Here is a 23,342-nt window from a genome sequence, read left to right on the forward strand (position 1 = left end):
GCGCCATTCAAAGGCCGTATAAGGATGCGAGTCATGCCCCTTGAAAATCTGGCTGTCGATGACAGCCTGCTCGAAGCTGCTCCGGCACGGGTCACCGATGCGCAGGCGTGTGCAGTGCTGCGCCAGCAATTCGGTTTGACCGGCACGCTCGAAAAACTGGGCGGCGAGCGCGACCTCAATTTCCGCGTGATGCTCGAAGACGGCTCATCCCGGTTGTTCAAGCTCTCCCACCCGCTTGAAAACCCCGATGTGGTCGACTTCCACAACCAGGCGATGCGAAGAATCGAGCTTCGCGATCCCGGGCTTGCGGTTCAGCGCGTGCACCCCTCGCTTGAGGGCCAGTACGCCACCTTCGTCGAGATCGACGGGCAGCGCATGCTGGCGCGGCTGCTGTCCTTCGAAGATGGCATGCCCCTTCACTGCGTGAGTCACCCCACACCGACGTTTCGCCGGGTCATCGGGCAGTCCATCGCCCGGCTTGACGTGGCGCTGCAAGGGTTTGCCCACCCCGCCGCCGGGCATGCGCTGCTGTGGGACATGCAGCACGCCGCGCACCTTCGACCGCTGCTGGTGCACATCGAACCCGGCCCCGGACGAAGCCTGGTGCAGCGCAGCCTCGAGCAGTACGCGTCGGCGGTGGTGCCAAGCCTCCCCGGGTTGCGCAAGCAGGTCATTCACAATGACACCAACCCGCACAACATCATCGTGGATGCCCACAACCCCGATGTGCTGCGCAGCATCCTCGATTTCGGTGACATGGTGCATGCGCCGCTGGTCAACGAGGTCGCGGTTGCCGCTTCCTACCACCTTGGGCAGGTAGGCGATGTACTGGAGCCGGCCCTGGATGTGATTGTCGGCTACCACCAGTGCAACCCCCTGAACCAGCAGGAGCTGGCGCTGCTGCCCGAGCTGCTGGCCACGCGCCTGGCGTTGGCCCTGTGCATCAACTCCTGGCGCGCCGAACTGCATCCGGACAATCGCCAGTACATCCTTCGAAACACCCAGCGTGCCTGGGCAAACCTGAAGGCACTGTCGGCGCTGTCTCGTGCTGAAACAGAAGACCGAATTGCTTCGGCCTGCCTGCGAGCAAATCGAGCATGAGCATGATCAACGGCTTCACGTCAGCCGACGCCACCCGGCTTTCGGCATCGCAGCGACGCCTGATCGAGCGCCGCGAGCGGCTACTGGGCCCGGCATACCGTCTGTTCTACGAGCGACCGCTGCACACCGTTCGAGGGGAGGGCGTATGGCTCTTCGACGAGCAGGGCCGTCGCTACCTGGACGCCTACAACAACGTTGCCTCCATCGGTCACTGCCATCCCCGGGTGGTCGAGGCGATGCATCGGCAGTCGCAGGTGCTGAACACGCACACCCGTTACCTGCAGGAGGGCATTCTCGACTATGCCGAGCAGTTGCTCGGTACCTTCACCGATGACCTGGATCGCGTCATGTTCACCTGCTCCGGGAGCGAGGCGAATGATCTGGCGCTGCGTATCGCCAGGCACTGCACCGGTGGCACCGGCGTCATCATCACCCGGTTCGCCTACCACGGCGTCACCGCAGACATCGCCGAGCTTTCACCATCGCTTGGCAGCGCCATGGTGCTCCCGGCGCATGTGCGCACCGTTCGCGCACCTGACGCTTACCGTCTGGGGGCCGAAAACGTGGCGTCGATGTTCGCCGCAGACGTGCGCACCGCAATCGATGACCTCAAGGCGCACGGCATCCGCCCGGCGGCAATCCTGCTGGATGGCATCTTCTCCAGCGACGGCGTGCTGCCAGGGCCGGCGGGCTGTATCGCCGAGGGTGTGGCGCTGGCCCAGGCCGAAGGCCTGCTGTACATCGCCGATGAGGTACAGCCGGGTTTTGCGCGTACCGGCCTTAACATGTGGGGGTTTACCAGGCACAACGTGCGCCCGGACCTCGTCACCCTCGGCAAGCCCATGGGCAATGGCCAGCCCATTGCCGGCATCGTCGGGCGCTCCCAGGTGGTCGATCACTTCGGCAGGAGCATGCGCTACTTCAATACCTTTGGCGGCAACCCGGTCTCGTGCGCGGCAGGTCAGGCGGTGCTGGACGTCATCCGCGAAGAACACCTGCAGCAGAGGGCCCATCACATTGGCAGCTACCTGCTGGACGGCCTGACACGGCTTGCCCAGCGCCATCAAATGATCGGCGACGTCAGGGGGGCCGGCATGTTCCTTGGGGTTGAGCTGGTCACCGACCGCGCCACCAAGGCACCCGCAGCCAGGCAGGCCCGCCAGGTGGTCAACGCGATGCGCGAGCAGGGCGTGCTGATCAGCGCCGCTGGTCCGCACCAGAACGTGCTCAAAATCCGTCCGCTGCTGGCGTTTACCGAAGAGCATGCGCAGATGCTTGTGGAAGCGGTCGATACCGCGATGCAAGGGGCTTGTTGAGAAGGCCAGGCCCCTGGTTTCTCAGCTTGCGCCGTGGGCGGCGAGGTTGCAGTATTGCCCCTTGAAGTACAGCAAGGGCTGCGTGGCAGCAGTTTGCTGCAGGTTCAGCGCCTTCACTTCGCCAATCACGATCAGGTGATCACCGGCGACGTGTTCGGCGTGGATCTCGCAATCGAGCCAGTGCAGGCTGCCGGCAATGATCGGGTTACCCAGTGGCGATGCCTGCCATTGCACGCCCTGCCACTTGTCGGTACCTCGTCGGGCGAACTGGTTGGAGATCCCGGCCTGTTCACCGGACAGGATATTGACCGCGAAGCGGCCTGCCTGGCGGATCCTGGGGTAGCTGGCCGAACCGGCCATCACGCTGAACGACACCAGCGGCGGGCTCATCGACACGCTATAGAACGACTGGCAGGTAAAGCCGACCGGCTCCTCCTCGATCTGCGACGTGATCACCGTGATACCGGATGCGTAGTGCCCGAGCGCTTCGCGAAAGCGCAATGGCTCGATGGCAGTACTGGAACGTGACATGGTAGGTCCTGGCTGAAGGGGCGGGTCCAAAGGCGGCGGGGAGGGGGCAAGCCGCTCGATCAGCGCTGCAACCCCTCCTGCACCCTTATCGGTTCAAGAGCTCTCTGCGCACGATGTCCGCGCCGGCGCTCAAGGCGTTCAGCTTGCCGCGTGCCACCTCGCGGGGCAGAGGGGCCATACCGCAGTTGGTGCACGGGTAGAGCTTGTCGGCGTCCACGAACTGCAGCGCTTTGCGCAGGGTGCTGGCCACTTCCTCGGGGGTTTCGATGGCGTGGTTCGCCACATCGATGGCCCCCACCATCACTTTCTTGCCGCGAATCAGCTCGATCAGGTCCATCGGGACATGGGAGTTGTGGCACTCCAGCGAGATGATATCGATGCCGGATTTCTGCAGCTTGGGGAAGGCTTCCTCATATTGGCGCCACTCCGAGCCCAGCGTCTTTTTCCAGTCGGTATTGGCCTTGATGCCGTAGCCGTAGCAAATATGCACGGCCGTTTCACATTTGAGCCCTTCGATCGCCCGTTCCAGGGTGGCCACGCCCCAGTCATTCACCTCGTCGAAGAACACGTTGAAGGCAGGCTCGTCGAACTGGATGATGTCCACGCCCGCCGCCTCCAGCTCTCGGGCTTCCTGATTGAGGATCTTGGCAAATTCCCAAGCCAGCTTTTCCCGGCTTTTGTAGTGGCTGTCATACAGCGTGTCGATCATGGTCATGGGGCCGGGCAGGGCCCATTTGATAGGCTGGCTGGTCTGCTGGCGCAGAAACCTGGCATCTTCGACAAACACCGGTTTCTGCCTGGCAACAGCGCCCACAACGGTCGGCACGCTTGCATCATAGCGGTCACGAATTCTGACGGTTTCGCGCTTCTCGAAATCCACTCCGCTCAGGTGCTCGATAAAGGTGGTAACGAAATGCTGGCGGGTCTGTTCGCCGTCGCTGACGATATCAATGCCTGCGTGTTGCTGTTCCTGCAGGGCCAGGCGCAAGGCATCCTGCTTGCCTTCGAGCAGTTCCTCGCCGTGCAGCTTCCAGGGCGACCAGAGCGTCTCGGGTTGTGCAAGCCAGGACGGTTTGGGCAGGCTGCCAGCAGTGGAGGTGGGTAGCAGTTTTTTCACGATAGATGACCTTGTATGTTCTGAATGATCAAAGCGCGTATTGGGCGGACCACTGCTCAAGCACGGTCTGGTAGGGCTTGATGAAGTGCTCTTCGACAAACCTGCCCTGTTCGATGGCCAACTGACTGCGCTCTTCTCGATCGTAGACAATGCGGGTCAACGAGTAATCCTGGTGATTCAAGCTCGGCTGATAGGATCGACCTGCTGCTGAATTCGCGTTGTAGATTTCAGGGCGATAGATCTTCTGGAAGGTATCCATCGTGCTGATGGTGCTGATCAGTTCAAGGTTGGTGTAATCCCCAAGCAAGTCCCCCGCAAAGTAGAACGCCAGCGGTGCCACGCTGTTGGCAGGCATGAAGTAGCGAACCTTCAGGCCCATCTTCCGGAAGTACTCATCGGTCAGGGAATATTCGTCCTGCTGGTATTCGGTGCCCAATACCGGGTGCTGGTTCTCGGTGCGCTGATAAGTCTTGCTGCTTGAAACACTCAGGCAGATGACCGGTGGTTTTTTGAAGTGTTCTTTATAAGTGCTCGAGTTCACGAAATGCTTGAACAGCTTGCCGTGCAGCTCGCCGAAATCATCCGGCGTACTGAACCCCTGCCGGTTCTTGTTGTGCCCCAGCAACAGCACGCTGAAATCATAATCGCGCACGTACGAGGAGAAGTTGTTGCCCACGATGCCCTCGATGCGTTCGCTTGTTTTGCGATCCACAATGGTGGTCTGCAATATTTCAATCAGCGGCAGGGCGGTGTCCCTGTGCTCGGCATCCATGTTCATTTCCACGGAAATGATTTCAAGTTCGACGTTGTAGCGGTCGCCTTTCGGGTTGTCCCAGTGCGCCAGGGCGTTGAAACGATTGTCGATCATCGTCAGGGTGTTGCGCAGGTTCTCCTGGCGACGCTGCCCCCTCGCCAGGTTTGCGAAGTTGGTAGTCGTGCGGGTGTTTTCAGCGGGGCGATAATGTTCGTCGAAACAAATACGCTTGATCGAGAATGTAAATGCTGTGCTCATTTTAATCGGGTGCCCTGATGGTCCGAGATAAAAACCGAATCTACATTTGCCCTCTTCGGCAAGTTTGATTCGTTGTAGGTTTTTTTGCTCGGGCGTCTTGAAGTGTTCCTTAATTGGGGCGTATTTTATGTCCGGGCATCGAACGAGTTAAATTGAATTGATTTCATGGGAACGTTAGCCACCCTCATGATGCTCATCTGCAGGGCTTTTGATTATTATTTTCCGCCTTGGCCAATAAGCGGCAGGTTCGCTTTTTCAAGATGCGCGCAGGCCATGGTGACCATTGAGGCCTCAAGGCGCTGGAGGCCATGGCGTCACTTGTTGCGGATATATAAATGAAACCACTGATCACGGCCCTTGCGCTGTTCATCCTCGCCGGCTGTACCTCCAGCGGCGCTCCCACGGCTGAGCAGCAAACCCGGGAATGCATGAACTATCAGGCCATGATGACTGCGCCCATGGCGCCCGATGCCATGCAGCGCCTCAAGGCTGCATGCGAACAGTCCAGGCTTCGATAACGGCCTAGGCTCTGTACGAAAAGCCTTGATACTCGGTGATGCTGGAAAACAGCCTGACCTTCGTCTCAAGACTTTTCATGCAGACCCTAGTCCCAGGCCATCACCACGCCTTCCAGCCGGCGAAATTCATCCAGTGTGCGGTGGAATTCGGCGCGTTCGAAGGTGGCGGTGCAAGCGGCCTCGAACCAGCTGACGCGGGGCTGCTCCAGGGTGATCACCTCGTGCAGCAGGCCGAAGCGCCGCCAGTGGATGTGATCCTCATGGGCGTGTTGCTCCACGACGATGACCGTGCAGCTCAGGTCCAGGTCATCGGAGCACACCAGCAGCGGCACCAGGGTGGTCCACCCAGGGGCAGTGGAGTAGCTGCGGTCCCACACCAGTTCATTATCGTCTTCGCCGTAGAGGCCGGCATGCGCTGCCACCAGATGAAGCTGCGCAGCGGGGTCTCGTATTGGCAGCCAGACTTCCAGCGGCACGCCATCGATGGCGAATGTCGAGTAGAAGCCCTGGCTGTACTTCGATTTGAAGCTGGCGATTGAAAGCTGGTTCACGTTGGTTTGTGCCGGGGTACTACGTTGTCAGGCGCACAGGAGGGGCTAAAGCTGGGTCAGCGTTATCGCCAAACAGGCTCTACGCAAGTAGAGCCAACTGGCATTACCAAGCCCTGGCCACAGTCGATTTAGCCAATCCCAACGCCACTGCGGTCTCCCTCTGCGACAGTCCCTTGGCCTTGCACGCCTGGATCTTCGCCGCCCGATCAGCTCTTGCCGCTTCACGTGCGCTGACCGCCCCACCATTGCGTTGACGTGCCATCTCGGCATCGCCTCCCAATTGCTTGAACTCATCCAGTTCTGCACCAACACGATCAAGTGCATCCTGAACCGAGACACCTTGCTCGACCACAGCCGCCAGCATCAGCAATGTGGCAGGCATCATGCCGAGCGAATTAGCGAGGGCGCTGAGGGTTTTGATGCTGACATCGGTCAGACCCGATTCGAGCTTGTACAGGTGTTTTCGATCAACAGGCAGGTCGGATTGAGCGACACCCTTGATGGCGCGCAATGTCCGCAGTACCACGGCAAGTCCGTTACGCGATGACATACCGCTCTCCGAAATGGGAGCATAAAGCCATGTTGCGCCGCCCCAAACTACGGTCTATAGTCATCCGAATGGGGCGGTCAGGGTACGTCGGCTTGCATGTGCGGAGTGTACCTACCAGCTTCTGGGCCATGAATTCAGTTGCCAGGAAATCACCAATGACTATTCGCTCAACCCAACCGCTCTTGAAAACTGTAGGCGCCGGGACCTTCGGCGAAGGCGAGGGCGGTCCAGGCGCAGATCGTTTGTTTCGCGTACAACCCGGCCACACGGCCGACTTCGCTCTGGAGCAAGCTGCCATGCTCTTGAGCTGCGTATACAAACTCACCTTGCAAGCAGGCATCCAGCAGGATGGCTCAATGATCTGGGCAGCTCATTATCTCAGCGGCATGTCCAAAGCCCTGGTTGAAGATCTTGCCCATGCCATGTTTTGCGAGGCGCCATGATGTACCGAAACCTCCCTGCTAACCCCCTCAGTGCCCGCCCTTCATCCGCCGCGCCACCAGGTAGATCCCCAACCCCACCAGCGCAGTCGCCGCGCCAATGTAGCCGGTACTGGTCCAGCCGAACCCCGCGGTAATCGCCATGCCGCCAAACCATGGCCCCAGCGCATTGGCCAGGTTGAACGCCGCATGGTTCGATGCCGCCGCCAGGCTCGGCGCTTCATGTGCAATGTCCATCAGGCGAATCTGCAAGGGGGCGGCCAGTGCGATCATGGTGCCGACCAGCCCGCAGCCCAGCAGCACGCCCCACGGCGAACTGGCCGCGAAGGGGAACAGGCTCAGCACGAGAATCGACCATACCAGCACCAACCCCACCGCGCGAAACTGCAGGCGGTCGAACAGCTTGCCGCCCGCGATGTTGCCGATGATGCCGCCCACCCCGAACGCCGCCAGCCCGAATGGAATCCACTGTGGCGACACCTTGGTCACCTGCAGCATGGTCGGCGCCAGGTAACTGAACACGCAGAACATGCCGGCAAAACCGATCGAGGCGATGGCCAGCGCCATCCACACCTGAGGCAGGCGAAACGCCTGGAGCTCCTTGCGCGGGTCGCTGCGTACTTCATCGTGACGCTGCGGCACGTAGCGCCACACCAGCCCGATGGTGCACAGCGCAATCGCGCCCACCAGCACGAACGCCGCGCGCCAGCCGAAGAACTGCCCCAGGAAGGTCGCCACCGGGTTGCCCAGCAGCATCGCCAGGGTAAGCCCCATCATCACCCGTGCCACCGCGCCCGCGCGCTGGTCGGTGGCCACCATGCTCGAGGCCACCACCGCCGCGATGCCGAAGTAGGCGCCGTGGGGCAGGCCGCTGATAAAGCGAAACGCCACCAGCCCGGCGAAGGAGGGCGCGAAGGCCGTGGCCAGGTTGCCGAGCGCATACAGCGCCATCAGCAACAGCAGCATGTGCTTGCGCAGCAGCTTGGCGCCCAGAATCGCCAGGGCCGGCGCACCCACCATCACGCCCAGGGCATAGGCGCTGATGGCATGGCCCACCTGGGGCTCGCTCAGGTGCAGGTTGCTGGCGATGTCGGGCATCAGCCCCATGATCGCGAACTCGCCGGTACCGATGGCAAAACTTCCCAGGGCCATGGCGGCTTCCATCTTGCCGACGGTGGCTCTGGAATAGGCGAGTGGCGGCGCTTGCTGAATGGTCATCTGAATCCTTGAAACAAACTGAAACGTTAAAGCGGGAAGCTTAATCAATCTGCCCCCTACGCGTCGAGAATCAGGGCACGCGCATTGGATTCGCCGCACAAGGCGCGGTGAGTACCGGGCCTGCTCGCGTCAATCACGCTACCATTGCCCGCGTTCCCCAAACGCCCAATGGAGTTGGTCTTGACCGGTTACCCAACCACCCGCAAACACCTGATCCACGCCCTCGGCTTCTCGATGGCAGCGTTGCTGCTCGGCGCCTGCACCAGCGCAACCCCGCCTGCGCCATCCAGCACCGCCTTGCCCGCCGCCCCGGAAATCGCCTCGGGCTACCGCACAGGCATGGCCCCGGTACAGGCACAGCACCACATGGCCGCGGCAGCCAACCCCCTGGCAAGCGCCGCCGGCCAGGCGATGCTGCGCAAGGGCGGGTCTGCGATCGATGCCGCCATTGCCATGCAGGCGGTGTTGACCCTGGTGGAGCCGCAGTCCAGCGGCATCGGCGGCGGCGCCTTCATCCTGTACTGGGATGGCAAGCAGGTGCAGGCGTTCGATGGGCGGGAGACGGCGCCCCAAGGGGCCGACAGCCGCCTGTTCCTGAAGCCGGACGGCACGCCGATGGGATTCAAGGACGCCCAGATCGGCGGTCGCTCGGTGGGCGTGCCCGGTGTGCTCAGGGCCCTGGAGATGGCGCACCAGCAACACGGCAAGCTGCCCTGGCGCGCGCTGTTCCAGCCGGCCATCGACCTGGCCCGCGACGGCTTCCCCGTGTCTGCGCGGCTGCATGCCCTGATTGCCGCCTCCACCTCGATACCGCAGTCGCCTGCACTGGCCCGTTACCTGCTCACGCCCCAGGGCCAGCCCTTGCCCGTGGGCACGCTGCTGAAGAACCCCGAACTGGCGCAAACCCTGGAGGCCATCGCCAACCAGGGCCCGGACGCCTTCTACCACGGGCCCATCGCCGAGGCGATGGTGCAGCAGGTCAATACCCACAGTAACCCCGGCACGTTGTCGCTGGGCGACATTGCAGGCTATCGGGCCAAGGTGCGCGAGCCGGTATGCGGGCCGTACAAGCAGTGGACGGTCTGCGGCATGCCGCCACCGTCGTCCGGTGGCGTCGCGGTACTGCAGACGCTGGGCATCCTGGAGGCGCTGCAGCGCCAGAAACCGGCACTGGACCTGGCCGCGATGGCGCCCGAAAAAGCTCGCCCCGGGGGCGTCATGCAACCCTCCGCCCAGGCCGTGCACCTGATTGCCGAAGCCGAGCGCCTGGCCTATGCCGACCGCGCCCTGTACCTGGCCGACAGCGACCAGGTGCCGGTCAATGTGCCAGGGCTCACCAGCAAGGCGTACCTGGCCCAACGCGCCACGCTGATCGGTGACCGGAGCATGGGCGTCGCCACTGCCGGTGTGCCGCCCGGCATGCCCCTGGCATGGGCACCTGACCGCTCGCCGTTGCGCATTTCCACCTCGCAGATCGTCGCGGTGGACGATCAGGGCGGCGCGCTGTCGATGACCACCTCGGTCGAGGCGGCGTTCGGCTCTCATGTGCTGGTCAAGGGCTTTCTGCTCAACAACCAGATGACCGACTTTTCGTTCATCCCCGAGGAGAACGGCAAGCCGGTGGCCAACCGCGTCGCACCGGGCAAGCGGCCGCGCTCCTCGATGGCGCCGACCCTGGTGTTCGACCAGGCCAGCGGCCAGCTGGTGGCCGCCCTCGGCTCGCCCGGCGGCTCGCAGATCATCGAGTACGTGAACAAGGCGCTGATCGGCTTGCTGGACTGGAAGCTCGACCCGCAGCAGGCCGTCGACCTGCCCAACTTCGGCAGCCGCAACGTCGGCACCGAAGTGGAGGCCGGGCTGGTCGGCCCCGCCCTGATCGAGCAGCTCAAGGCCCGCGGGCATGCGGTATCGCCCATCGAGATGACCAGCGGCACGCAGGTCATCGTGCGTGATGGGCAGGGCTGGTCGGCCGGTGCCGACCCACGTCGCGAGGGCGTCGCGTTGGGCGACTGAGTTTTTTGCCTGCCCAAGCTGGTAGGGTACGCAACGGTATCCCGCCAGGGCTGTTTTTTCAGAGGATCAAGCGAAGATGAGTCTGCAGTCAGTCAAAGCGTTTTTCTCCCACCATTCACCCGACCTGCAGGTGCTGGAACTGGCGTCCAGCACCGCCACCGTCGCCCTGGCCGCCGAGGCGCTGGCGGTCGAGCCGGGGCAGATCGCCAAGTCGCTCTCGCTGCGCGTGGGCGAGGAGGTGATCGTGCTGGTGGTACGCGGCGATGCGCGCCTGTGCAACCGCAAGTACAAGCAGCAGTTCGGCGTCAAGGCACGCATGCTCGAGGCCGAGCAGGTCGAGCAGCACACCGGCCACCCCATCGGCGGCGTGTGTCCCTTCGGCCTGAGCCAGCCGCTGCGGGTGTACTGCGACGAGTCGCTGAAGGACTTCGAGGTGGTCTTCCCCGCCGGCGGCGCGGTCAATGCGGCGGTGCGCATCGAGCCCGAGCGCCTGGCCACCCTGGTCAACGCGCAGTGGGTCGACGTGATCCAGCCACTGGCCTGAAGTCGTCAGGCGCGCAAGCGGTGGTGGCGCGGGGTTATGAAAACCGCTCGATTATCCGTTGCAGGGCAACGACAGGCCGACTTGCCACGGCAAGCCGGCCTGCCCGGGGGTCACACGCAGATCTGCTTGCGCGCACCGCGTGGCAGGCGGCAACGGTCGGCCTGGCTGCTCAGGCGGGCCTGCCAGCTGGCCTTGACGCTGAACGCGGGCACCGGCGCCGGCGCGGCCTGTTGCTGGCGCTGCTTGCGCAGTTCGGCCAGCGAAGGGGTCTTGGCCTTGGCGGCCACGGCTGCGGAGTCGGGGGCTGCCAGCGAGCGCAGGCAGGACTTGCACGACACCTGATCCGCTGCCTGAGTGCTGTTGAGGGTCTGACTGGTACGCCCGCAGGCGGCATTGGCGCCGTTCGCCGAATAGTGTGTAACCAAACCGTACATCTCCAACCTATTGATAACAAAGGCGCTATTTTCGCACAGCCGCGCCGCTGGGTGGGCGCCGGCTTCAGTTCACCAAGGAGAAGACACATGCAATACCGCGTGATTACAGCGCACCGCAGCGAATTCCCTCAGCCCATCACCTTTGCCAAGGGGGCCGTGCTGGAGGTGGGGGAGGTGTACCAGGGCGATGAAGGATGGGACAACTGGTACTTCTGCACCACGCCCGGCCAGCAGGGTGGCTGGGTGCCGACGCAGGTGATCGAAAGGCTGGGCGAGCAGGCAGGCCGCGCGCGCGAGGACTACACCGCCAGGGAGCTGGACGTGGACATTGGCGATGAGTTGCTCTGCGTGAGGTCGCTCAACGGCTGGTCCTGGTGCACAAGGTCGCGCGACGCGCAGGCCGGCTGGGTGCCTTCAAGCCATCTGCGCCACATCGAACAGGCGCCGGCGGCACCGACCCGCTGAAAGGCTGCACGCGGGTTCAACGGTGCGAGCGCTGATGCTCGCTGCACCCGTCGCGTATTGACGCCCGCCCGTGACGCCCACTAGGCTCGCTGCCGGTCCCTTTCATGGAGTGCTGCAATGGTTACCTGCTACCTGCGCTACATCGTCGATGCCTACAAGCTGCAAGAGTTCGAAGCCTACGGGCGCATGTGGATACCGCTGGTAGAGAAATTCGGCGGCCAGCACCATGGCTACTTCCTGCCCAGCGAAGGCGCCAACAACGTCGCCCTGGCGATGTTCTCGTTCCCGAGCCTGGCAGCGTACGAACGTTACCGCGAACAGTCGAAAACCGACGCCGAGTGCATCGCCGCGTTCAAGTACGCCGAAGACACCCGGTGCATCATCAGCTACGAGCGCAGTTTCTTCCGCCCTGTACTGGGCTGACCCCATCACGGCGCAAGCCCCCTCCAGTGGGAGCGGGCTTGACCCGCGATCGTGCCGCAGAGCGGCCCCAACTGCCGCCTACAGCTTCATCACCACCGACTTCAGCTCGGTGTAATGCTCGATGGCCGCCGCGCCCATCTCGCGCCCCACGCCCGACAGCTTGTAGCCGCCAAACGGCAGCGCCGGGTCCAGCGCACTGTGACAGTTGACCCACACCGAGCCCGACTTGATGCGCGGCACCATGCGGTGCACCTGCGCCAGGTCGTTGGACCAGATGCTCGCGCCCAGGCCATAGGCACTGTCGTTGGCCAGGCGAATCGCCTCGTCCATGTCGTCGAACGGAATCGCCACCAGCACCGGCCCGAAAATCTCCTCCTGCACCAGCGGGCACTGCTGGTCGACGTCGGCAATCACCGTCGGCTGCACGAAATACCCCGGCCCGTAATACTCGCCGCCACACGCCACCTTGGCGCCCAGCTCGCGGCCCATGTCGATGTAGCGGCCCACCCGTGCCTGCTGCTTGGCCGAGATCAACGGGCCCATGTCGATGCTCGGGTCCAGGCCATTGCCCAGCTTCATGCCGTTGGCGATGCCGGCAATATCGGCCACCACGCGGTCGAAATGCTTGCGGTGCACATACAGGCGCGACCCCGCGCAGCACACCTGCCCCTGGTTGAAGAAGATCGCGCTGGCGGCACCGGCAGCGGCCACCTCAAGGTCGGCGTCGGCCAGGATGATGGTCGGCGATTTGCCGCCCAGCTCCAGCGTCACCCGCGTCATCGAATCCATCGCCGCCTTGCCGATCAGCTTGCCCACCTCGGTCGAGCCGGTGAAAGTCACCTTGTCCAGCAGCGGGTGCGCCGACAGCGCCGCGCCGGCCACCGCGCCCACGCCGGTGACCACGTTGAACACGCCCGCCGGGTAGCCGGCCTCCAGTACCAGTTCGGCCAGCTTGAGCGCGCTCAGCGGGGTCTCGTCCGCCGGCTTGAGCACTACGCTGCACCCGGTGGCCAACGCCGGCCCAAGCTTCCAGCAGGCCAGCAGCAGGGGGAAGTTCCACGCCACGATGGCACCCACCACACCTACCGCCTCGCGGCGCACATAGGCATGGAACTCGCCGTCGAACAGCGGCAGCGACGGGTCGACCGTGGTGCCTTCGATCTTGGTTGCCCAGCCGGCCATGTAGCGCAGCGAGTCGATGGCCATCTGCACGTCCATCACCCGCGCCACCTGCGCGCTCTTGCCGTTGTTCAGGCATTCGAGCTCGGCGAACACCTGGGCATCGCGCTCGATCAGGTCGGCCAGCTTCCACAGCAGGTTCTGGCGCTCGCGTGGGCGCATGCGGCTCCAGGGCGAGTCATCGAACGCCTGGCGCGCGGCACGTACCGCCTGGTCGACATCCTCGACCGTGGCGGCAGGCACCTGGGCCAGCGCCTGGCCGTTGGCCGGGTTGAGCAGTTGCAGCGTGGCGCCATCGCTGGCGCCGCGCCAGTCGGCACCGATCAGCATGCGGTGCTGACGCTGCACGAACGCCTGGGTATCACTGTGAACCGGGAAGGCATGGGTCATGGGTGTGGCTCTCTTGTTATTGAAAGGAACCCGAGGCATTCAGCAACCCTTGTGCCAGCTTTTTTCTACTACCAAAGTACTTGTTTTTCAGGGGTTTGGAGGGCTTGAGCCGGTTCTGTGCGTATTAGGTCGAGACAAACGGTGAGACACATGAGACGCCCCTGAGAAACCCCGCAAAGCCTTGCAAACCGGGCCTGCAACGGGGCAGGTGGCAGCCGGGCACTTCACCGCAGGTTGACGCCCTCAAAGCGCAACCAATTGATATCAATGGATTAATTTCGTTGGCACGAAGCCTGCTACGGCCTGTGTGCCGCCCATTGGGTGGCTCATCCGACAAAAACAATAAACAGGTGACTCGATGAGCAAGACCGTACTGTCAAGCGTGCCGGCACACCGCCGTCGTACTGCATTGGGCTGGGCACAGGCCTGGACGCTGGGCCTCGCCGGCTGCCTGGGCAGCCAGGCGCACGCCGTGGATGTGGACGCCGGGGACTACACCGCCTTGCCCGAAGGCACCAACCTGGGCATGGTCTACTACCAGCATGCCGAACGTCGCTCGCTGTACTCCGGTGGCCACAAGCAGCCGGTGCGTGCCGGGCTGAACTCCGACATCGGCATTCTCAGGGGCGTGCACTTCATGAAGCTGGGCGGGTTCACCATCGACCCGCAGTTCCTGCTGCCCTTCGGCCAGCTCGAAGGCAAGCGCGACACCTCGGGCCTGGGCAAGAGCGATGGCGGCATCGGCGACCTGATCCTGGCCTCCACCGTGTGGCTGGTGGAGCGCCCGGAAGAAAAGACCTATTTCGGCATCACCCCGTTCCTCTACGTGCCCACCGGCCGCTACGACCGCGACGACGCGCTCAACATCGGCGAGAACCGCTGGAAGTTCGCGCTGCAGGCCGGCTATATCCAGGGCCTGGGCGACAAGTGGTGGCTGGACCTGATCGGCGACGTCACCTGGTTCGGCAAGAACGACGACGCCACCTCCGCCGGCCTGACCCTGCGCCAGTCCGCGCTGTACCAGGGCCAGGCGTTCCTGCGCTACCAGCTCACCCCGAGCCTGGACCTGCGCGTGGGCTACTCCAGGTTGTGGGGCGGCGAAACCCGCCTGGACGGCGTCGACCAGCACGACAAACCCGACACCGCCAAGTTTCTGGTGGGCGCAGGCTGGTTCGTCACGCCCAAGACCCAGCTGCTGTTCAACTATGGCCGTGACCAGTCGGTGGAAAACGGTTTCAAGGAAGGCGACCGCTTCAACGTACGCCTGATGCAGGTGTTCTGACCCGCACCTGCAGCCATCACCGAGGACACCGAACATGAAAAAACCTTTGCGTACTTCATTGCTGATGCTGTGCCTGGCCACCCCGCTGGCAGCCCTTGCCGCCGGGGTGGACGAGGCCGCCATCCGCGCCACCGAACAGGCCGGCGGCGAGTGGCTCAGCCACGGCCGCACCTATGCCGAACAACGCTTCAGCCCGCTCAAACAGATCGACGCCAGCAACGTCAGGTCACTGGGCCTGGCCTGGTACATGGACCTGGACAACACCCGCGGCCTGGAGGCGACACCGCTGTTCCACGACGGGGTGATCTACACCTCGATGTCCTGGAGCCGGGTGATCGCGGTCGACGCCGCCAGCGGCAAGGAGCTGTGGCGCTACGACCCCGAGGTGGCCAAGGTCAAGGCCCGTACCTCGTGCTGCGACGCGGTCAACCGCGGCGTGGCACTCTGGGGCGACAAGGTCTACGTCGGCACCCTGGACGGGCGTCTGATCGCCCTCGACGCCAAGACCGGCAAGGCCATCTGGAGCCAGCAGACCACCGACCCGGCCAAGCCCTACAGCATCACCGGCGCGCCACGGGTGGTCAAAGGCAAGGTCATCATCGGCAACGGCGGCGCCGAATACGGCGTGCGCGGCTTCGTCTCGGCCTATGACGCCGACACCGGCAAACTGGCCTGGCGCTTCTACACCGTACCGGGCGACCCGGCGCTGCCCTACGAGCACCCCGAACTGCGCGAAGCGGCCAAGACCTGGCAGGGCGACCAGTACTGGAAGCTCGGCGGTGGCGGCACGGTGTGGGACAGCATGGCCTACGACCCCGAGCTGGACCTGCTCTACGTCGGCACCGGCAACGGCTCGCCGTGGAACCGCGAGGTGCGCAGCCCGGGCGGTGGCGACAACCTGTACCTGTCGTCGATCCTCGCCATCCGCCCCGACACCGGCAAGCTGGCCTGGCACTACCAGGTCACCCCGGGCGACAGCTGGGACTTCACCGCCACCCAGCAGATCACCCTGGCCGAGCTGAACATCGACGGCAAACCGCGCAAGGTCCTGATGCAGGCGCCTAAAAACGGCTTCTTCTACGTGCTCGACCGCACCAACGGCAAGCTGATCTCGGCCGAGAAGTTCGGCAAGGTCACCTGGGCCGAGAAGGTCGACCTCGCCACCGGCCGGCCGGTCGAGGCCCCTGGGGTGCGCTACGAAAAAGAGCCCATCGTGATGTGGCCCAGCCCCTTCGGCGCGCACAACTGGCATTCGATGTCGTTCAACCCCGGCACCGGCCTGGTGTACATCCCCTACCAGGAAGTGCCCGGTGTGTACCGCAACGAAGGCAAGGACTTCGTTACCCGCAAGGCATTCAACACCGCCGCCGGCTTTGCCGACGCCACCGACGTGCCGGCCGCCGTGGTCAGCGGCGCCTTGCTGGCCTGGGACCCGGTCAAGCAGAAGGCCGCCTGGAAGGTGCCGTACCCCACGCACTGGAACGGCGGCACCCTGAGCACCGCCGGCAACCTGGTGTTCCAGGGCACTGCGGCGGGGCAGATGCATGCCTATTCCGCCGACAAGGGCGAGGCGCTGTGGCAGTTCGAGGCGCAAAGCGGCATCGTTGCCGCGCCCATGACCTTCGAACTGGCCGGGCGTCAGTACGTGGCGATCATGGCCGGCTGGGGCGGCGTGGCCACCCTGACCGGCGGCGAGTCGATGAACCTGCCGGGCATGAAGAACCGCAGCCGCCTGCTGGTGTTCGCCCTCGATGGCAAGGCGCAGTTGCCGCCACCGGCCCCGGCGCCCGCCAAGGTCGAGCGCGTGCCCCAGCCCGTCACCGCAGCACCCGAGCAGGTGCAGGCCGGCAAGCAGCTGTATGGCCAGTTCTGCAGCGTGTGCCACGGCATGGGCACCATCAGCGGCGGTTTGATTCCCGACCTGCGCCAGTCCAGCGACGCCACCCGCGAGCACTTCCAGCAGATCGTCCTGCAGGGCGCGCTCAAGCCACTGGGCATGCCGTCGTTCGACGACTCGCTCAAGCCCGAGGAGGTCGAGCAGATCAAGCTCTACGTGATGTCGCGCGAGTACGAGGACTACATGGCGCGGCACAAAGCCGCACCCTGAATCGCGCCGGCGGCCTGTGTACGTCACAGGCCGCCGGTCGGGTGCGTGTTGGTGCTCCGGGTCGATCTGGTCTTTTCTGAAAGTAGTCACATCGCTGGCAGTCTTTGTGACTTCAACGCAAGAGCCCGATTGCCCCTGGAGCCACTGCCATGTCCGCCATCCCTTCGCGCAGCCCCCGCAGGACGCCACTTGCCCGCAACAAGGACGTGACCGCGCTGGTCCCGGACTTCCCGTTCCACTACGCCGACTACCTCGCCGCCGCCCGTGCTGCCGGCCAGCCGCTGTGCCGAGTGCCGCCCGAGTGCTGGGGCCGCAAGGTGCTGGTGGTCGGCGCCGGTATCGCCGGCCTGGTGGCGGCCTACGAACTGCTGAAGATGGGCCTGCACCCGGTGGTGCTGGAGGCCGGCGAGCGCATCGGCGGGCGGCTGTATTCCAGGGTCATGGGCGACCCCGGCGCCGAGGTGATCTGCGAGCTGGGCGCCATGCGCTTTCCGGTATCCGGCAAGGCGCTGTTCCACTACTTCGACAAGGTGGGCATGACCGCGCAGTCGGCGGACTTTCCCAACCCCGGCACAGCGGCCGCAGTCAGCACCGTGGTCGACTACCAGGGCCGCGTGAAGTACTACGAGCACGACAGCCCGGTGTTTCCCGTGCCACCGGAGTACCTGCAGCTCGAAGAGCAGTTCTTCGACACCTTTCTGGCGGGCGCGCCGTTCCACTTCCATGAACTGGAAACCGCCATGACCGAAGGCAGCATCGACCAGAAAGCCATCAAGCGCCTGTGGAATGCCATCGTCCACTGCGGCGCCGGCCGCAGCTGGGACGACGTCAGCTTCTACCAGGCCCTGCTGCAGGAGTCGGGGTGGAGCCGCGAGCAGATCAACCTGTTCGGCCAGATCGGCTTCGGCACCGGTGGCTGGAACACCGACTACCCCAACAGCATCCTCGAAGTGCTGCGGGTGCTGTACACCGGGCTGGATGCCAGCCACCGGCTCATGTACCAGGGCGCCGAGGCACTGCCCAGGGCGCTGTGGACGCAATCGCCCACTGCGTTGGGCGACCCCTGCGACAACGGCCAGGGCGACAGCAGCGTCGAGTCGATGACCCGCCAGGTATTCGCCGAGCCGTTCAACCAGGAAGTCCGGCATATCAGCCCGCTGGCGAACGGTGAGTTCTCGGTACTGGTCCACGACCTCAAGCGCGATACCAGTGCCTGGCTGACCATCGGCCACGTGGTCTACACCCCGCACCTGCGGGTGCTCGACAAGCTGCGCGCCAGCGGCAACGTGCAGCAACTGAAGGCCATGGACGCGCTGCTGCCCAGCGCGACCTGGGAGGCCGTCAAATACACTCACTACATGCAGTCGGCAAAGATCTTCGCGGCCACCCGGCGGCCCTTCTGGCACGAACGACCGGGGCCGATGCAGGAACGCACGCTGAGCGTGACGCTTTCCGATGGCCTCACCCGTGGCACCTACCTGGTCGATTACGCGCAGGCGCCAAGCGGCTACCGCGGCAGCGGCATCTTCCTGTCGTACACCTGGAACGACGATGCGCTGAAGTTCCTGGGCGACCGCGCCAGGCCGGCGCCGCAGCATGCCCAGCTGTGCACCACATTGCTGCAGGCCATCTACCCCAACGTGGACCTCGCCGCGCACTACAGTGCCAGCAACACCTTCGTCGAGTTCAACTGGGAGGACCAGCCGCACTACCTGGGCGCCTTCAAGATGAACCTGCCCGGGCAGTACGCCTACCAGCGCAGGCTCTTCGCGCAGTTCATGACCGGGGTGGGCAGCGCCACGCCCTACGGCTTCGTGCTGGCCGGCGACGACGTGTCCTGGACCGGTGGGTGGGCCGAGGGCGCGGTCACCAGCGCACTCAATGCCGTGAACAAGATTGCCGTGTGCCTGGGCGGCGCGAGCGACCCGAGCAACCCCGGCCCGGTGGAATCCTGGGCCGACCTGCAACCGGTCGAACTGCGCTGAAGCTATCCACAAAAAAAGTGGGTAGCTCTGTGGATAAAGCGCTACACGCTACGTACCACAAGGGCTGCGTCAGTTTGATTACAAACTGAACAGCTTCCCTGGGTGTGCGTGGGGGGCTGTTGGCCACTGTGCCAAGTTCGTCATGCCCGTGGTCCGAATCGATCAAGCCCGGCCCCGGTCGATGGGGCACGATGGGCGGTCTGTCCAAGGAGCTGACCATGATTCGACTGACCCTTACCCAAGCCCATGAACTGGCAGAGTCGATCCTGCTGCACAACGGTTTCAACGCGGCGCACGCCGCAGCCGTGACGGCCACGGTGGTCGCCGGGGAGCGCGATGGCTGCGCCTCCCATGGGCTGTACCGGGTGATCGGCTGTGTGAACTCGCTCAAGGCCGGCAAGGTGTCGGCGGCGGCCGAGCCGCAGGTGATCGACCAGGCGCCCTCGATCGTGCGTGTGGATGCTGCTGGCGGCTTCTCGCAGCTGGCGTTCCAGGCCGGCTTGCCGATGCTGCAGGCCAAGGCCCGCAGCAACGGCATCGCGGCCCTGGCCATCAACCACTGCGTGCACTTTTCGGCGTTGTGGGTCGAGATCGAACAACTGACCGAGGCCGGCCTGGTGGCGCTGGCGTGCAACCCCAGCCATGCCTGGGTGGCGCCGGCCGGGGGCAGCCAGCCGGTGTTCGGCACCAACCCCATCGCGTTCGGCTGGCCGCGTGCGGGCGCCAACCCGTTCGTGTTCGACTTTGCCACCAGCGCGATTGCGCGCGGCGACATCGAGCTGCATCGGCGCGCCGGCAAGGCCATCCCCGAAGGCTGGGGCGTGGATGCCCAGGGGCAGCCGAGCACCGACCCGAACGTGGTGCTCGACAGTGGCGCGATGCTGACCTTTGGCGGGCACAAGGGTTCGGCGCTGGCGGCGATGGTCGAGCTGATTGCCGGGCCGCTGATCGGCGACCTGACCAGTGCCGAGTCGCTGGCCTATGACGCGGGCAGCAAGTCCTCGCCGTACCATGGCGAGCTGATTCTCGCGCTGGACCCGCAGCGGTTTCTGGGGGCGGGCGCCGAGGCGCACCTGACGCGGGCGGAGGCGGTGTTTGCGGGCATCGAGGGGCAGGGTGCGCGGCTGCCGTCACAGCGCCGCTTCGAGGCGCGCAAGCGCAGCCTGGAGGAGGGCGTGCAGATCCCCGAGGCGCTGTACAACGACCTCAAGGCATTGCTGAACTGAAACCCCATCGCGGGCCAAGCCCGCTTGTGTCTTGAGGAGGGGTTAGAATCTGAAGTGAGAGCGGTGAATGGCAAGCTGATAGCCCGAGGTGCCCTGAGCACGCGTGGGAGCACAAGCTGCCATTCACCGTTCTACTTTGGCGAGAGCCCGAACAGTTGGATGAGGGCCAAATCTCGAATCACAAGCGTGGGCCAAGCCAAAGTACTCTCACACCTTGAGTCTAAGAGGGTTTGGCCATGTCTTCCTCTGTCGGTATCGATGTTTCCAGTGCCACGCTCGCCGTTCACATCCGCCCCGAGGATATTAGTTTCAATGTTTCCAATGACTTGAGTGGATTTAAGCAGCTCGTCGAAAAACTTGGCGAGTACCAGGTTTCAGCCATTTTGCTTGAAGCAACCGGCGGTTATGAATGCAGTGCCCTTCGGGCACTGCAAGGTGCTGGTTTCCCGGCCTTCCGAATCAACCCCAATCGCGCCCGGGATTTCGCCAAGTCCATGGGCAAGCGTGCCAAGACCGACCCTATCGATGCAGCTGTGCTTGCCCATTTCGCCGAGGTGCTGCCGCCTCAACGTTGCGTAGCGATGACCCCTGAGCGAGCTTTGCTACGTGAACTGCTGATCCAGCGGGATCGTTTCGTCCAGCAACGTGACGATGACAAGCGCCGACTGAAGCAAGCGCAAACGGCATGTGTTTTGGCGAGTCTGGAGCGCCATATCAACTATTTGAAGGCCGAGATCAAAGCGCTTGAGCAAGAAATTGCCAAGCAGGCGGAGGAACTGCATGACGACCGCGTAGCGCAGCTCATGCAGGTCAAAGGTATCGGCCTGGTCACAGCCGCCAAACTGGTGGCCTTGCTACCGGAACTGGGTCAGGTGAGTCGCCAGGAGATCGCGGCTCTAGTGGGTGTCGCGCCGTTTAACGAAGATAGTGGCAAACACTCTGGCAAACGTTCGATCTGGGGAGGGCGGACACGAATCAGGCGGGCGCTGTACATGGCGTGCTGGGTCGTCATCCGGCACAACAAGGACTTCACTGAGCGTTATACCGCTATGAGGGCCCAGGGAAAGCTAGCGAAGGTAGCGGTAGTGGCATGCATGAGAGTCCTGATCGTCCGTTTGAATGCGATGCTCAAGGCCGGTACGCCGTGGCAGGAGCAGATCGCTCAACCGTAGGAGCCAGCTTTGCTGGCGATGCCCGGCTACGCCGGGCCAGGGGCGCTAAGCACCCCATCGACGGCAGAGCCGGCTCCTACAAAAAGACAGTTGCTCCCACAGGGGCTCCACTGACCATGAACATAGTGGTGTACCTGTGGGAGCGGGCTTGACCCGCGATGGGCTGCAAAGCAGCCCCAAATCAGTCAGAGCGGTTCGCGACTACTACAACCCTCCACCAACCGCACAATCCCCAACGGGTTGCCATCCTGCAACGCCGCCGGCAGCAGATCATCCGGGCAGTTCTGGTAACACACCGGCCGCAGGAACCGATCGATCGCCAGGCTCCCCACCGACGTCCCCCGCGCATCCGAGGTGGCCGGGTAGGGCCCGCCATGCACCATCGCATCGCACACTTCAACACCGGTCGGGTAGCCGTTGAACAGCACCCGCCCAACCTTCTGCTCCAGCAGCGGCAGCACCTGGGCAAACTGCGCCAGGTCGTCGGCTTCTGCAATCAGGGTGGCGGTCAACTGCCCATGCAGGCTCGCCAGCGCGCTATGCAACTGATCCGCATCGGCCACTTCCACCACCACCGTGGTCGGCCCGAACACCTCCTCCTGCAACAGCGCATCACCGTCGAGCAGCAAGCTCACATCTGCCTTGAACAGCTGCGGCTGCGCCTGGTTGCCCTGTTGTTCACGGCCCGCCAGGTGGCTCACCCCAGGGTGCGCCTGCAACGCCTGTACGCCCTTGGCATAACTGCGCAGGGTGCCGGCATTGAGCATGGTCTGCGCCGGCTGCTCGCCCAGCGTCGCCGCCAAGTGCGCAACAAACGCCGAAAACTGCGGCGAGCGCAGCCCGATCACCAGCCCGGGGTTGGTACAGAACTGCCCGCAGCCCATCACCACCGACGCCGCCAGCTCCGTGGCGATTTTCTCGCTGCGCACCTGCAGCGCCTGCGGCAGCACCAGCACCGGGTTGATGCTGCTCATTTCGGCAAACACCGGGATCGGCTGCGCCCGCGCCGCCGCCATGTCGCACAGCGCGCGCCCGCCCTTGAGCGAACCGGTAAAGCCCACGGCCTGGATCGCCGGGTGCTTGACCAGCGCCTCGCCCACCCCGGCGCCATAGATCATGTTGAACACGCCCTCGGGCATGCCGGTGCGCTCGGCGGCGCGAGTGATCGCGTTGGCCACGTGCTCGGCCGTGGCCATGTGCCCGCTGTGGGCCTTGAACACCACCGGGCAGCCGGCCGCCAGCGCCGCTGCGGTATCGCCCCCGGCGGTGGAGAACGCCAGCGGAAAGTTGCTGGCGCCGAACACCGCCACCGGCCCCACGCCGATACGGTACTGGCGCAGGTCCACCCGTGGCAGCGGCTGGCGCTCGGGCAATGCGCGGTCGATGCGTGCACCGTAGAAGTCGCCCCGGCGCAGCACCTGGGCAAACAGGCGCATCTGCCCGCTGGTGCGGCCGCGCTCGCCCTTGATCCGTGCCGTGGGCAAGGCCGTTTCGCGGGTTACCAGCGCGACGAAGTCATCGTCCAGCGCGTCCAGCTGCTCGGCTATGGCCTCCAGAAACTCCGCCCGGCGCCCGGCCGGCAGGTTGCGAAACGTCGGGTAGGCCGCCGCTGCGGCGCGGGCGGCAGCGTCCACTTCCTCGGCGGTGGCCTGGGTGAACCGGTACGGCAGGGCGTCGCCGGTGGTGGCGTCATGGCTGTGCAGGGTGATGCTGCCGGCGGCGCTGCGCGCACCGCCGATGTAGTTGTGGCCGATGATCTCGGTCATGC

The 23,342-nt window shown here is 64.2% G+C and carries 22 protein-coding genes; 13 read left to right on the forward strand and 9 right to left on the reverse strand.

The genetic code is table 11. The features are described 5' to 3' along the window. Positions 1 to 33 precede the first annotated feature (33 nt). A complete protein-coding gene (locus V9K84_RS05655; protein WP_088515148.1) occupies positions 34 to 1,101 on the forward strand; it encodes a phosphotransferase in 1,068 nt (355 codons plus the stop codon). Further along, positions 1,098 to 2,417, forward strand: coding sequence for an aminotransferase class III-fold pyridoxal phosphate-dependent enzyme (locus tag V9K84_RS05660; protein WP_088515147.1), 1,320 nt, complete (start codon positions 1,098 to 1,100; stop codon positions 2,415 to 2,417). The genes V9K84_RS05655 and V9K84_RS05660 overlap by 4 nt, the downstream gene beginning before the upstream one ends. A 21-nt stretch (positions 2,418 to 2,438) precedes the next feature. On the opposite strand, the gene V9K84_RS05665 is transcribed toward V9K84_RS05660, so the two are convergent. The 3 genes from V9K84_RS05665 to V9K84_RS05675 all read right to left on the reverse strand — a co-directional run bounded on the left by V9K84_RS05665 (position 2,439) and on the right by V9K84_RS05675 (position 5,077). After that, positions 2,439 to 2,948, reverse strand: coding sequence for a flavin reductase family protein (locus tag V9K84_RS05665; RefSeq protein ID WP_088515146.1), 510 nt, complete (start codon positions 2,946 to 2,948; stop codon positions 2,439 to 2,441). A gap of 85 nt (positions 2,949 to 3,033) precedes the next feature. Beyond that, positions 3,034 to 4,065: a methionine synthase gene (locus V9K84_RS05670; protein ID WP_088515145.1), complete on the reverse strand. Its 1,032-nt coding sequence runs from the start codon at positions 4,063 to 4,065 to the stop codon at positions 3,034 to 3,036. A 28-nt stretch (positions 4,066 to 4,093) separates the two neighbouring features. Then, positions 4,094 to 5,077 (reverse strand): DUF1852 domain-containing protein, encoded by a 984-nt coding sequence (locus tag V9K84_RS05675; protein WP_088515144.1) that lies wholly within the window; start codon positions 5,075 to 5,077, stop codon positions 4,094 to 4,096. A gap of 335 nt (positions 5,078 to 5,412) precedes the next feature. On the opposite strand from V9K84_RS05675, the gene V9K84_RS05680 reads away from it, so the two are divergent. Continuing rightward, complete coding sequence (locus V9K84_RS05680) at positions 5,413 to 5,595, forward strand: hypothetical protein (RefSeq protein WP_088515143.1); 183 nt, start codon at positions 5,413 to 5,415, stop codon at positions 5,593 to 5,595. 86 nt (positions 5,596 to 5,681) lie between these two features. Here the strand turns inward: V9K84_RS05680 and V9K84_RS05685 are convergent, their stop codons facing one another. Then, on the reverse strand, positions 5,682 to 6,146 hold the full coding sequence (locus V9K84_RS05685) for a hypothetical protein (RefSeq protein WP_238596440.1): 465 nt from the start codon (positions 6,144 to 6,146) through the stop codon (positions 5,682 to 5,684). Positions 6,147 to 6,249: 103 nt separating this feature from the next. Further along, on the reverse strand, positions 6,250 to 6,696 hold the full coding sequence (locus V9K84_RS05690; RefSeq protein ID WP_168186850.1) for a helix-turn-helix transcriptional regulator: 447 nt from the start codon (positions 6,694 to 6,696) through the stop codon (positions 6,250 to 6,252). A gap of 155 nt (positions 6,697 to 6,851) precedes the next feature. Between V9K84_RS05690 and V9K84_RS05695 the strand changes: the two genes are divergently transcribed. Next, positions 6,852 to 7,139, forward strand: coding sequence for a DUF3077 domain-containing protein (locus V9K84_RS05695; RefSeq protein ID WP_168186849.1), 288 nt, complete (start codon positions 6,852 to 6,854; stop codon positions 7,137 to 7,139). A 27-nt stretch (positions 7,140 to 7,166) separates the two neighbouring features. On the opposite strand, the gene V9K84_RS05700 is transcribed toward V9K84_RS05695, so the two are convergent. After that, positions 7,167 to 8,354, reverse strand: a complete 1,188-nt coding sequence (locus tag V9K84_RS05700) for an MFS transporter (protein WP_178075074.1) — start codon at positions 8,352 to 8,354, stop codon at positions 7,167 to 7,169. 234 nt (positions 8,355 to 8,588) lie between these two features. Here V9K84_RS05700 and ggt point away from each other — a divergent pair, with 234 nt between their 5' ends. Together ggt and V9K84_RS05710 are read left to right on the forward strand one after the other, a co-directional pair. Then, positions 8,589 to 10,367, forward strand: a complete 1,779-nt coding sequence (gene ggt, locus V9K84_RS05705) for a gamma-glutamyltransferase (protein ID WP_088515246.1) — start codon at positions 8,589 to 8,591, stop codon at positions 10,365 to 10,367. Positions 10,368 to 10,443: 76 nt separating this feature from the next. Continuing rightward, positions 10,444 to 10,911 (forward strand): YbaK/EbsC family protein, encoded by a 468-nt coding sequence (locus tag V9K84_RS05710; RefSeq protein WP_043861044.1) that lies wholly within the window; start codon positions 10,444 to 10,446, stop codon positions 10,909 to 10,911. Between the two features lie 110 nt (positions 10,912 to 11,021). Here the strand turns inward: V9K84_RS05710 and V9K84_RS05715 are convergent, their stop codons facing one another. Then, positions 11,022 to 11,336 carry a hypothetical protein gene (locus V9K84_RS05715; protein ID WP_043861086.1) on the reverse strand — a complete coding sequence of 105 codons (315 nt, stop codon included), beginning with the start codon at positions 11,334 to 11,336 and terminating at the stop codon, positions 11,022 to 11,024. A 96-nt stretch (positions 11,337 to 11,432) separates the two neighbouring features. Between V9K84_RS05715 and V9K84_RS05720 the strand changes: the two genes are divergently transcribed. Continuing rightward, the gene (locus tag V9K84_RS05720) at positions 11,433 to 11,810 is read left to right on the forward strand and encodes an SH3 domain-containing protein (protein WP_088515140.1); all 378 of its coding nucleotides are present in this window, start codon (positions 11,433 to 11,435) and stop codon (positions 11,808 to 11,810) included. A 117-nt stretch (positions 11,811 to 11,927) separates the two neighbouring features. Then, on the forward strand, positions 11,928 to 12,233 hold the full coding sequence (locus V9K84_RS05725) for an NIPSNAP family protein (RefSeq protein ID WP_043861047.1): 306 nt from the start codon (positions 11,928 to 11,930) through the stop codon (positions 12,231 to 12,233). Between the two features lie 78 nt (positions 12,234 to 12,311). Here V9K84_RS05725 and V9K84_RS05730 read toward each other — a convergent pair whose 3' ends face one another. Continuing rightward, on the reverse strand, positions 12,312 to 13,802 hold the full coding sequence (locus tag V9K84_RS05730) for an aldehyde dehydrogenase family protein (protein ID WP_043861048.1): 1,491 nt from the start codon (positions 13,800 to 13,802) through the stop codon (positions 12,312 to 12,314). 358 nt (positions 13,803 to 14,160) lie between these two features. Between V9K84_RS05730 and V9K84_RS05735 the strand changes: the two genes are divergently transcribed. From V9K84_RS05735 to V9K84_RS05755, 5 genes are all read left to right on the forward strand, one after another. Further along, positions 14,161 to 15,084 carry a transporter gene (locus tag V9K84_RS05735; protein WP_052504233.1) on the forward strand — a complete coding sequence of 308 codons (924 nt, stop codon included), beginning with the start codon at positions 14,161 to 14,163 and terminating at the stop codon, positions 15,082 to 15,084. Positions 15,085 to 15,118: 34 nt separating this feature from the next. Continuing rightward, positions 15,119 to 17,191 carry a PQQ-dependent dehydrogenase, methanol/ethanol family gene (locus V9K84_RS05740; protein WP_058541185.1) on the forward strand — a complete coding sequence of 691 codons (2,073 nt, stop codon included), beginning with the start codon at positions 15,119 to 15,121 and terminating at the stop codon, positions 17,189 to 17,191. 149 nt (positions 17,192 to 17,340) lie between these two features. After that, positions 17,341 to 19,176, forward strand: a complete 1,836-nt coding sequence (locus V9K84_RS05745; protein ID WP_088515139.1) for an NAD(P)/FAD-dependent oxidoreductase — start codon at positions 17,341 to 17,343, stop codon at positions 19,174 to 19,176. Between the two features lie 218 nt (positions 19,177 to 19,394). Continuing rightward, a complete protein-coding gene (locus tag V9K84_RS05750; protein ID WP_088515138.1) occupies positions 19,395 to 20,402 on the forward strand; it encodes an Ldh family oxidoreductase in 1,008 nt (335 codons plus the stop codon). Positions 20,403 to 20,638: 236 nt separating this feature from the next. Then, positions 20,639 to 21,574 carry a transposase gene (locus V9K84_RS05755; RefSeq protein ID WP_088513811.1) on the forward strand — a complete coding sequence of 312 codons (936 nt, stop codon included), beginning with the start codon at positions 20,639 to 20,641 and terminating at the stop codon, positions 21,572 to 21,574. A gap of 185 nt (positions 21,575 to 21,759) precedes the next feature. On the opposite strand, the gene V9K84_RS05760 is transcribed toward V9K84_RS05755, so the two are convergent. Then, positions 21,760 to 23,340 (reverse strand): aldehyde dehydrogenase (NADP(+)), encoded by a 1,581-nt coding sequence (locus V9K84_RS05760; protein WP_088515462.1) that lies wholly within the window; start codon positions 23,338 to 23,340, stop codon positions 21,760 to 21,762. Positions 23,341 to 23,342 lie beyond the last annotated feature (2 nt).

Origin of the sequence: Pseudomonas sp. AE27 (assembly GCF_037113495.1) — a bacterium.
Lineage (GTDB): Bacteria > Pseudomonadota > Gammaproteobacteria > Pseudomonadales > Pseudomonadaceae > Aquipseudomonas > Aquipseudomonas palmensis.

What these genes read in the sequence shown, in the direction of transcription:
- ggt (WP_088515246.1), top strand. Translation starts at nt 8,589, where the DNA reads ATGGCAGCGTTGCTGCTCGGCGCCTGCACCAGCGCAACCCCGCCTGCG.
- V9K84_RS05675 (WP_088515144.1), bottom strand. Translation starts at nt 5,077, where the DNA reads ATGAGCACAGCATTTACATTCTCGATCAAGCGTATTTGTTTCGACGAA.
- V9K84_RS05700 (WP_178075074.1), bottom strand. Translation starts at nt 8,354, where the DNA reads ATGACCATTCAGCAAGCGCCGCCACTCGCCTATTCCAGAGCCACCGTC.
- V9K84_RS05745 (WP_088515139.1), top strand. Translation starts at nt 17,341, where the DNA reads ATGTCCGCCATCCCTTCGCGCAGCCCCCGCAGGACGCCACTTGCCCGC.
- V9K84_RS05690 (WP_168186850.1), bottom strand. Translation starts at nt 6,696, where the DNA reads ATGTCATCGCGTAACGGACTTGCCGTGGTACTGCGGACATTGCGCGCC.
- V9K84_RS05750 (WP_088515138.1), top strand. Translation starts at nt 19,395, where the DNA reads ATGATTCGACTGACCCTTACCCAAGCCCATGAACTGGCAGAGTCGATC.
- V9K84_RS05730 (WP_043861048.1), bottom strand. Translation starts at nt 13,802, where the DNA reads ATGACCCATGCCTTCCCGGTTCACAGTGATACCCAGGCGTTCGTGCAG.
- V9K84_RS05760 (WP_088515462.1), bottom strand. Translation starts at nt 23,340, where the DNA reads ATGACCGAGATCATCGGCCACAACTACATCGGCGGTGCGCGCAGCGCC.
- V9K84_RS05740 (WP_058541185.1), top strand. Translation starts at nt 15,119, where the DNA reads ATGAAAAAACCTTTGCGTACTTCATTGCTGATGCTGTGCCTGGCCACC.
- V9K84_RS05655 (WP_088515148.1), top strand. Translation starts at nt 34, where the DNA reads ATGCCCCTTGAAAATCTGGCTGTCGATGACAGCCTGCTCGAAGCTGCT.
- V9K84_RS05755 (WP_088513811.1), top strand. Translation starts at nt 20,639, where the DNA reads ATGTCTTCCTCTGTCGGTATCGATGTTTCCAGTGCCACGCTCGCCGTT.
- V9K84_RS05665 (WP_088515146.1), bottom strand. Translation starts at nt 2,948, where the DNA reads ATGTCACGTTCCAGTACTGCCATCGAGCCATTGCGCTTTCGCGAAGCG.
- V9K84_RS05680 (WP_088515143.1), top strand. Translation starts at nt 5,413, where the DNA reads ATGAAACCACTGATCACGGCCCTTGCGCTGTTCATCCTCGCCGGCTGT.
- V9K84_RS05660 (WP_088515147.1), top strand. Translation starts at nt 1,098, where the DNA reads ATGAGCATGATCAACGGCTTCACGTCAGCCGACGCCACCCGGCTTTCG.
- V9K84_RS05695 (WP_168186849.1), top strand. Translation starts at nt 6,852, where the DNA reads ATGACTATTCGCTCAACCCAACCGCTCTTGAAAACTGTAGGCGCCGGG.
- V9K84_RS05720 (WP_088515140.1), top strand. Translation starts at nt 11,433, where the DNA reads ATGCAATACCGCGTGATTACAGCGCACCGCAGCGAATTCCCTCAGCCC.
- V9K84_RS05710 (WP_043861044.1), top strand. Translation starts at nt 10,444, where the DNA reads ATGAGTCTGCAGTCAGTCAAAGCGTTTTTCTCCCACCATTCACCCGAC.
- V9K84_RS05725 (WP_043861047.1), top strand. Translation starts at nt 11,928, where the DNA reads ATGGTTACCTGCTACCTGCGCTACATCGTCGATGCCTACAAGCTGCAA.
- V9K84_RS05735 (WP_052504233.1), top strand. Translation starts at nt 14,161, where the DNA reads ATGAGCAAGACCGTACTGTCAAGCGTGCCGGCACACCGCCGTCGTACT.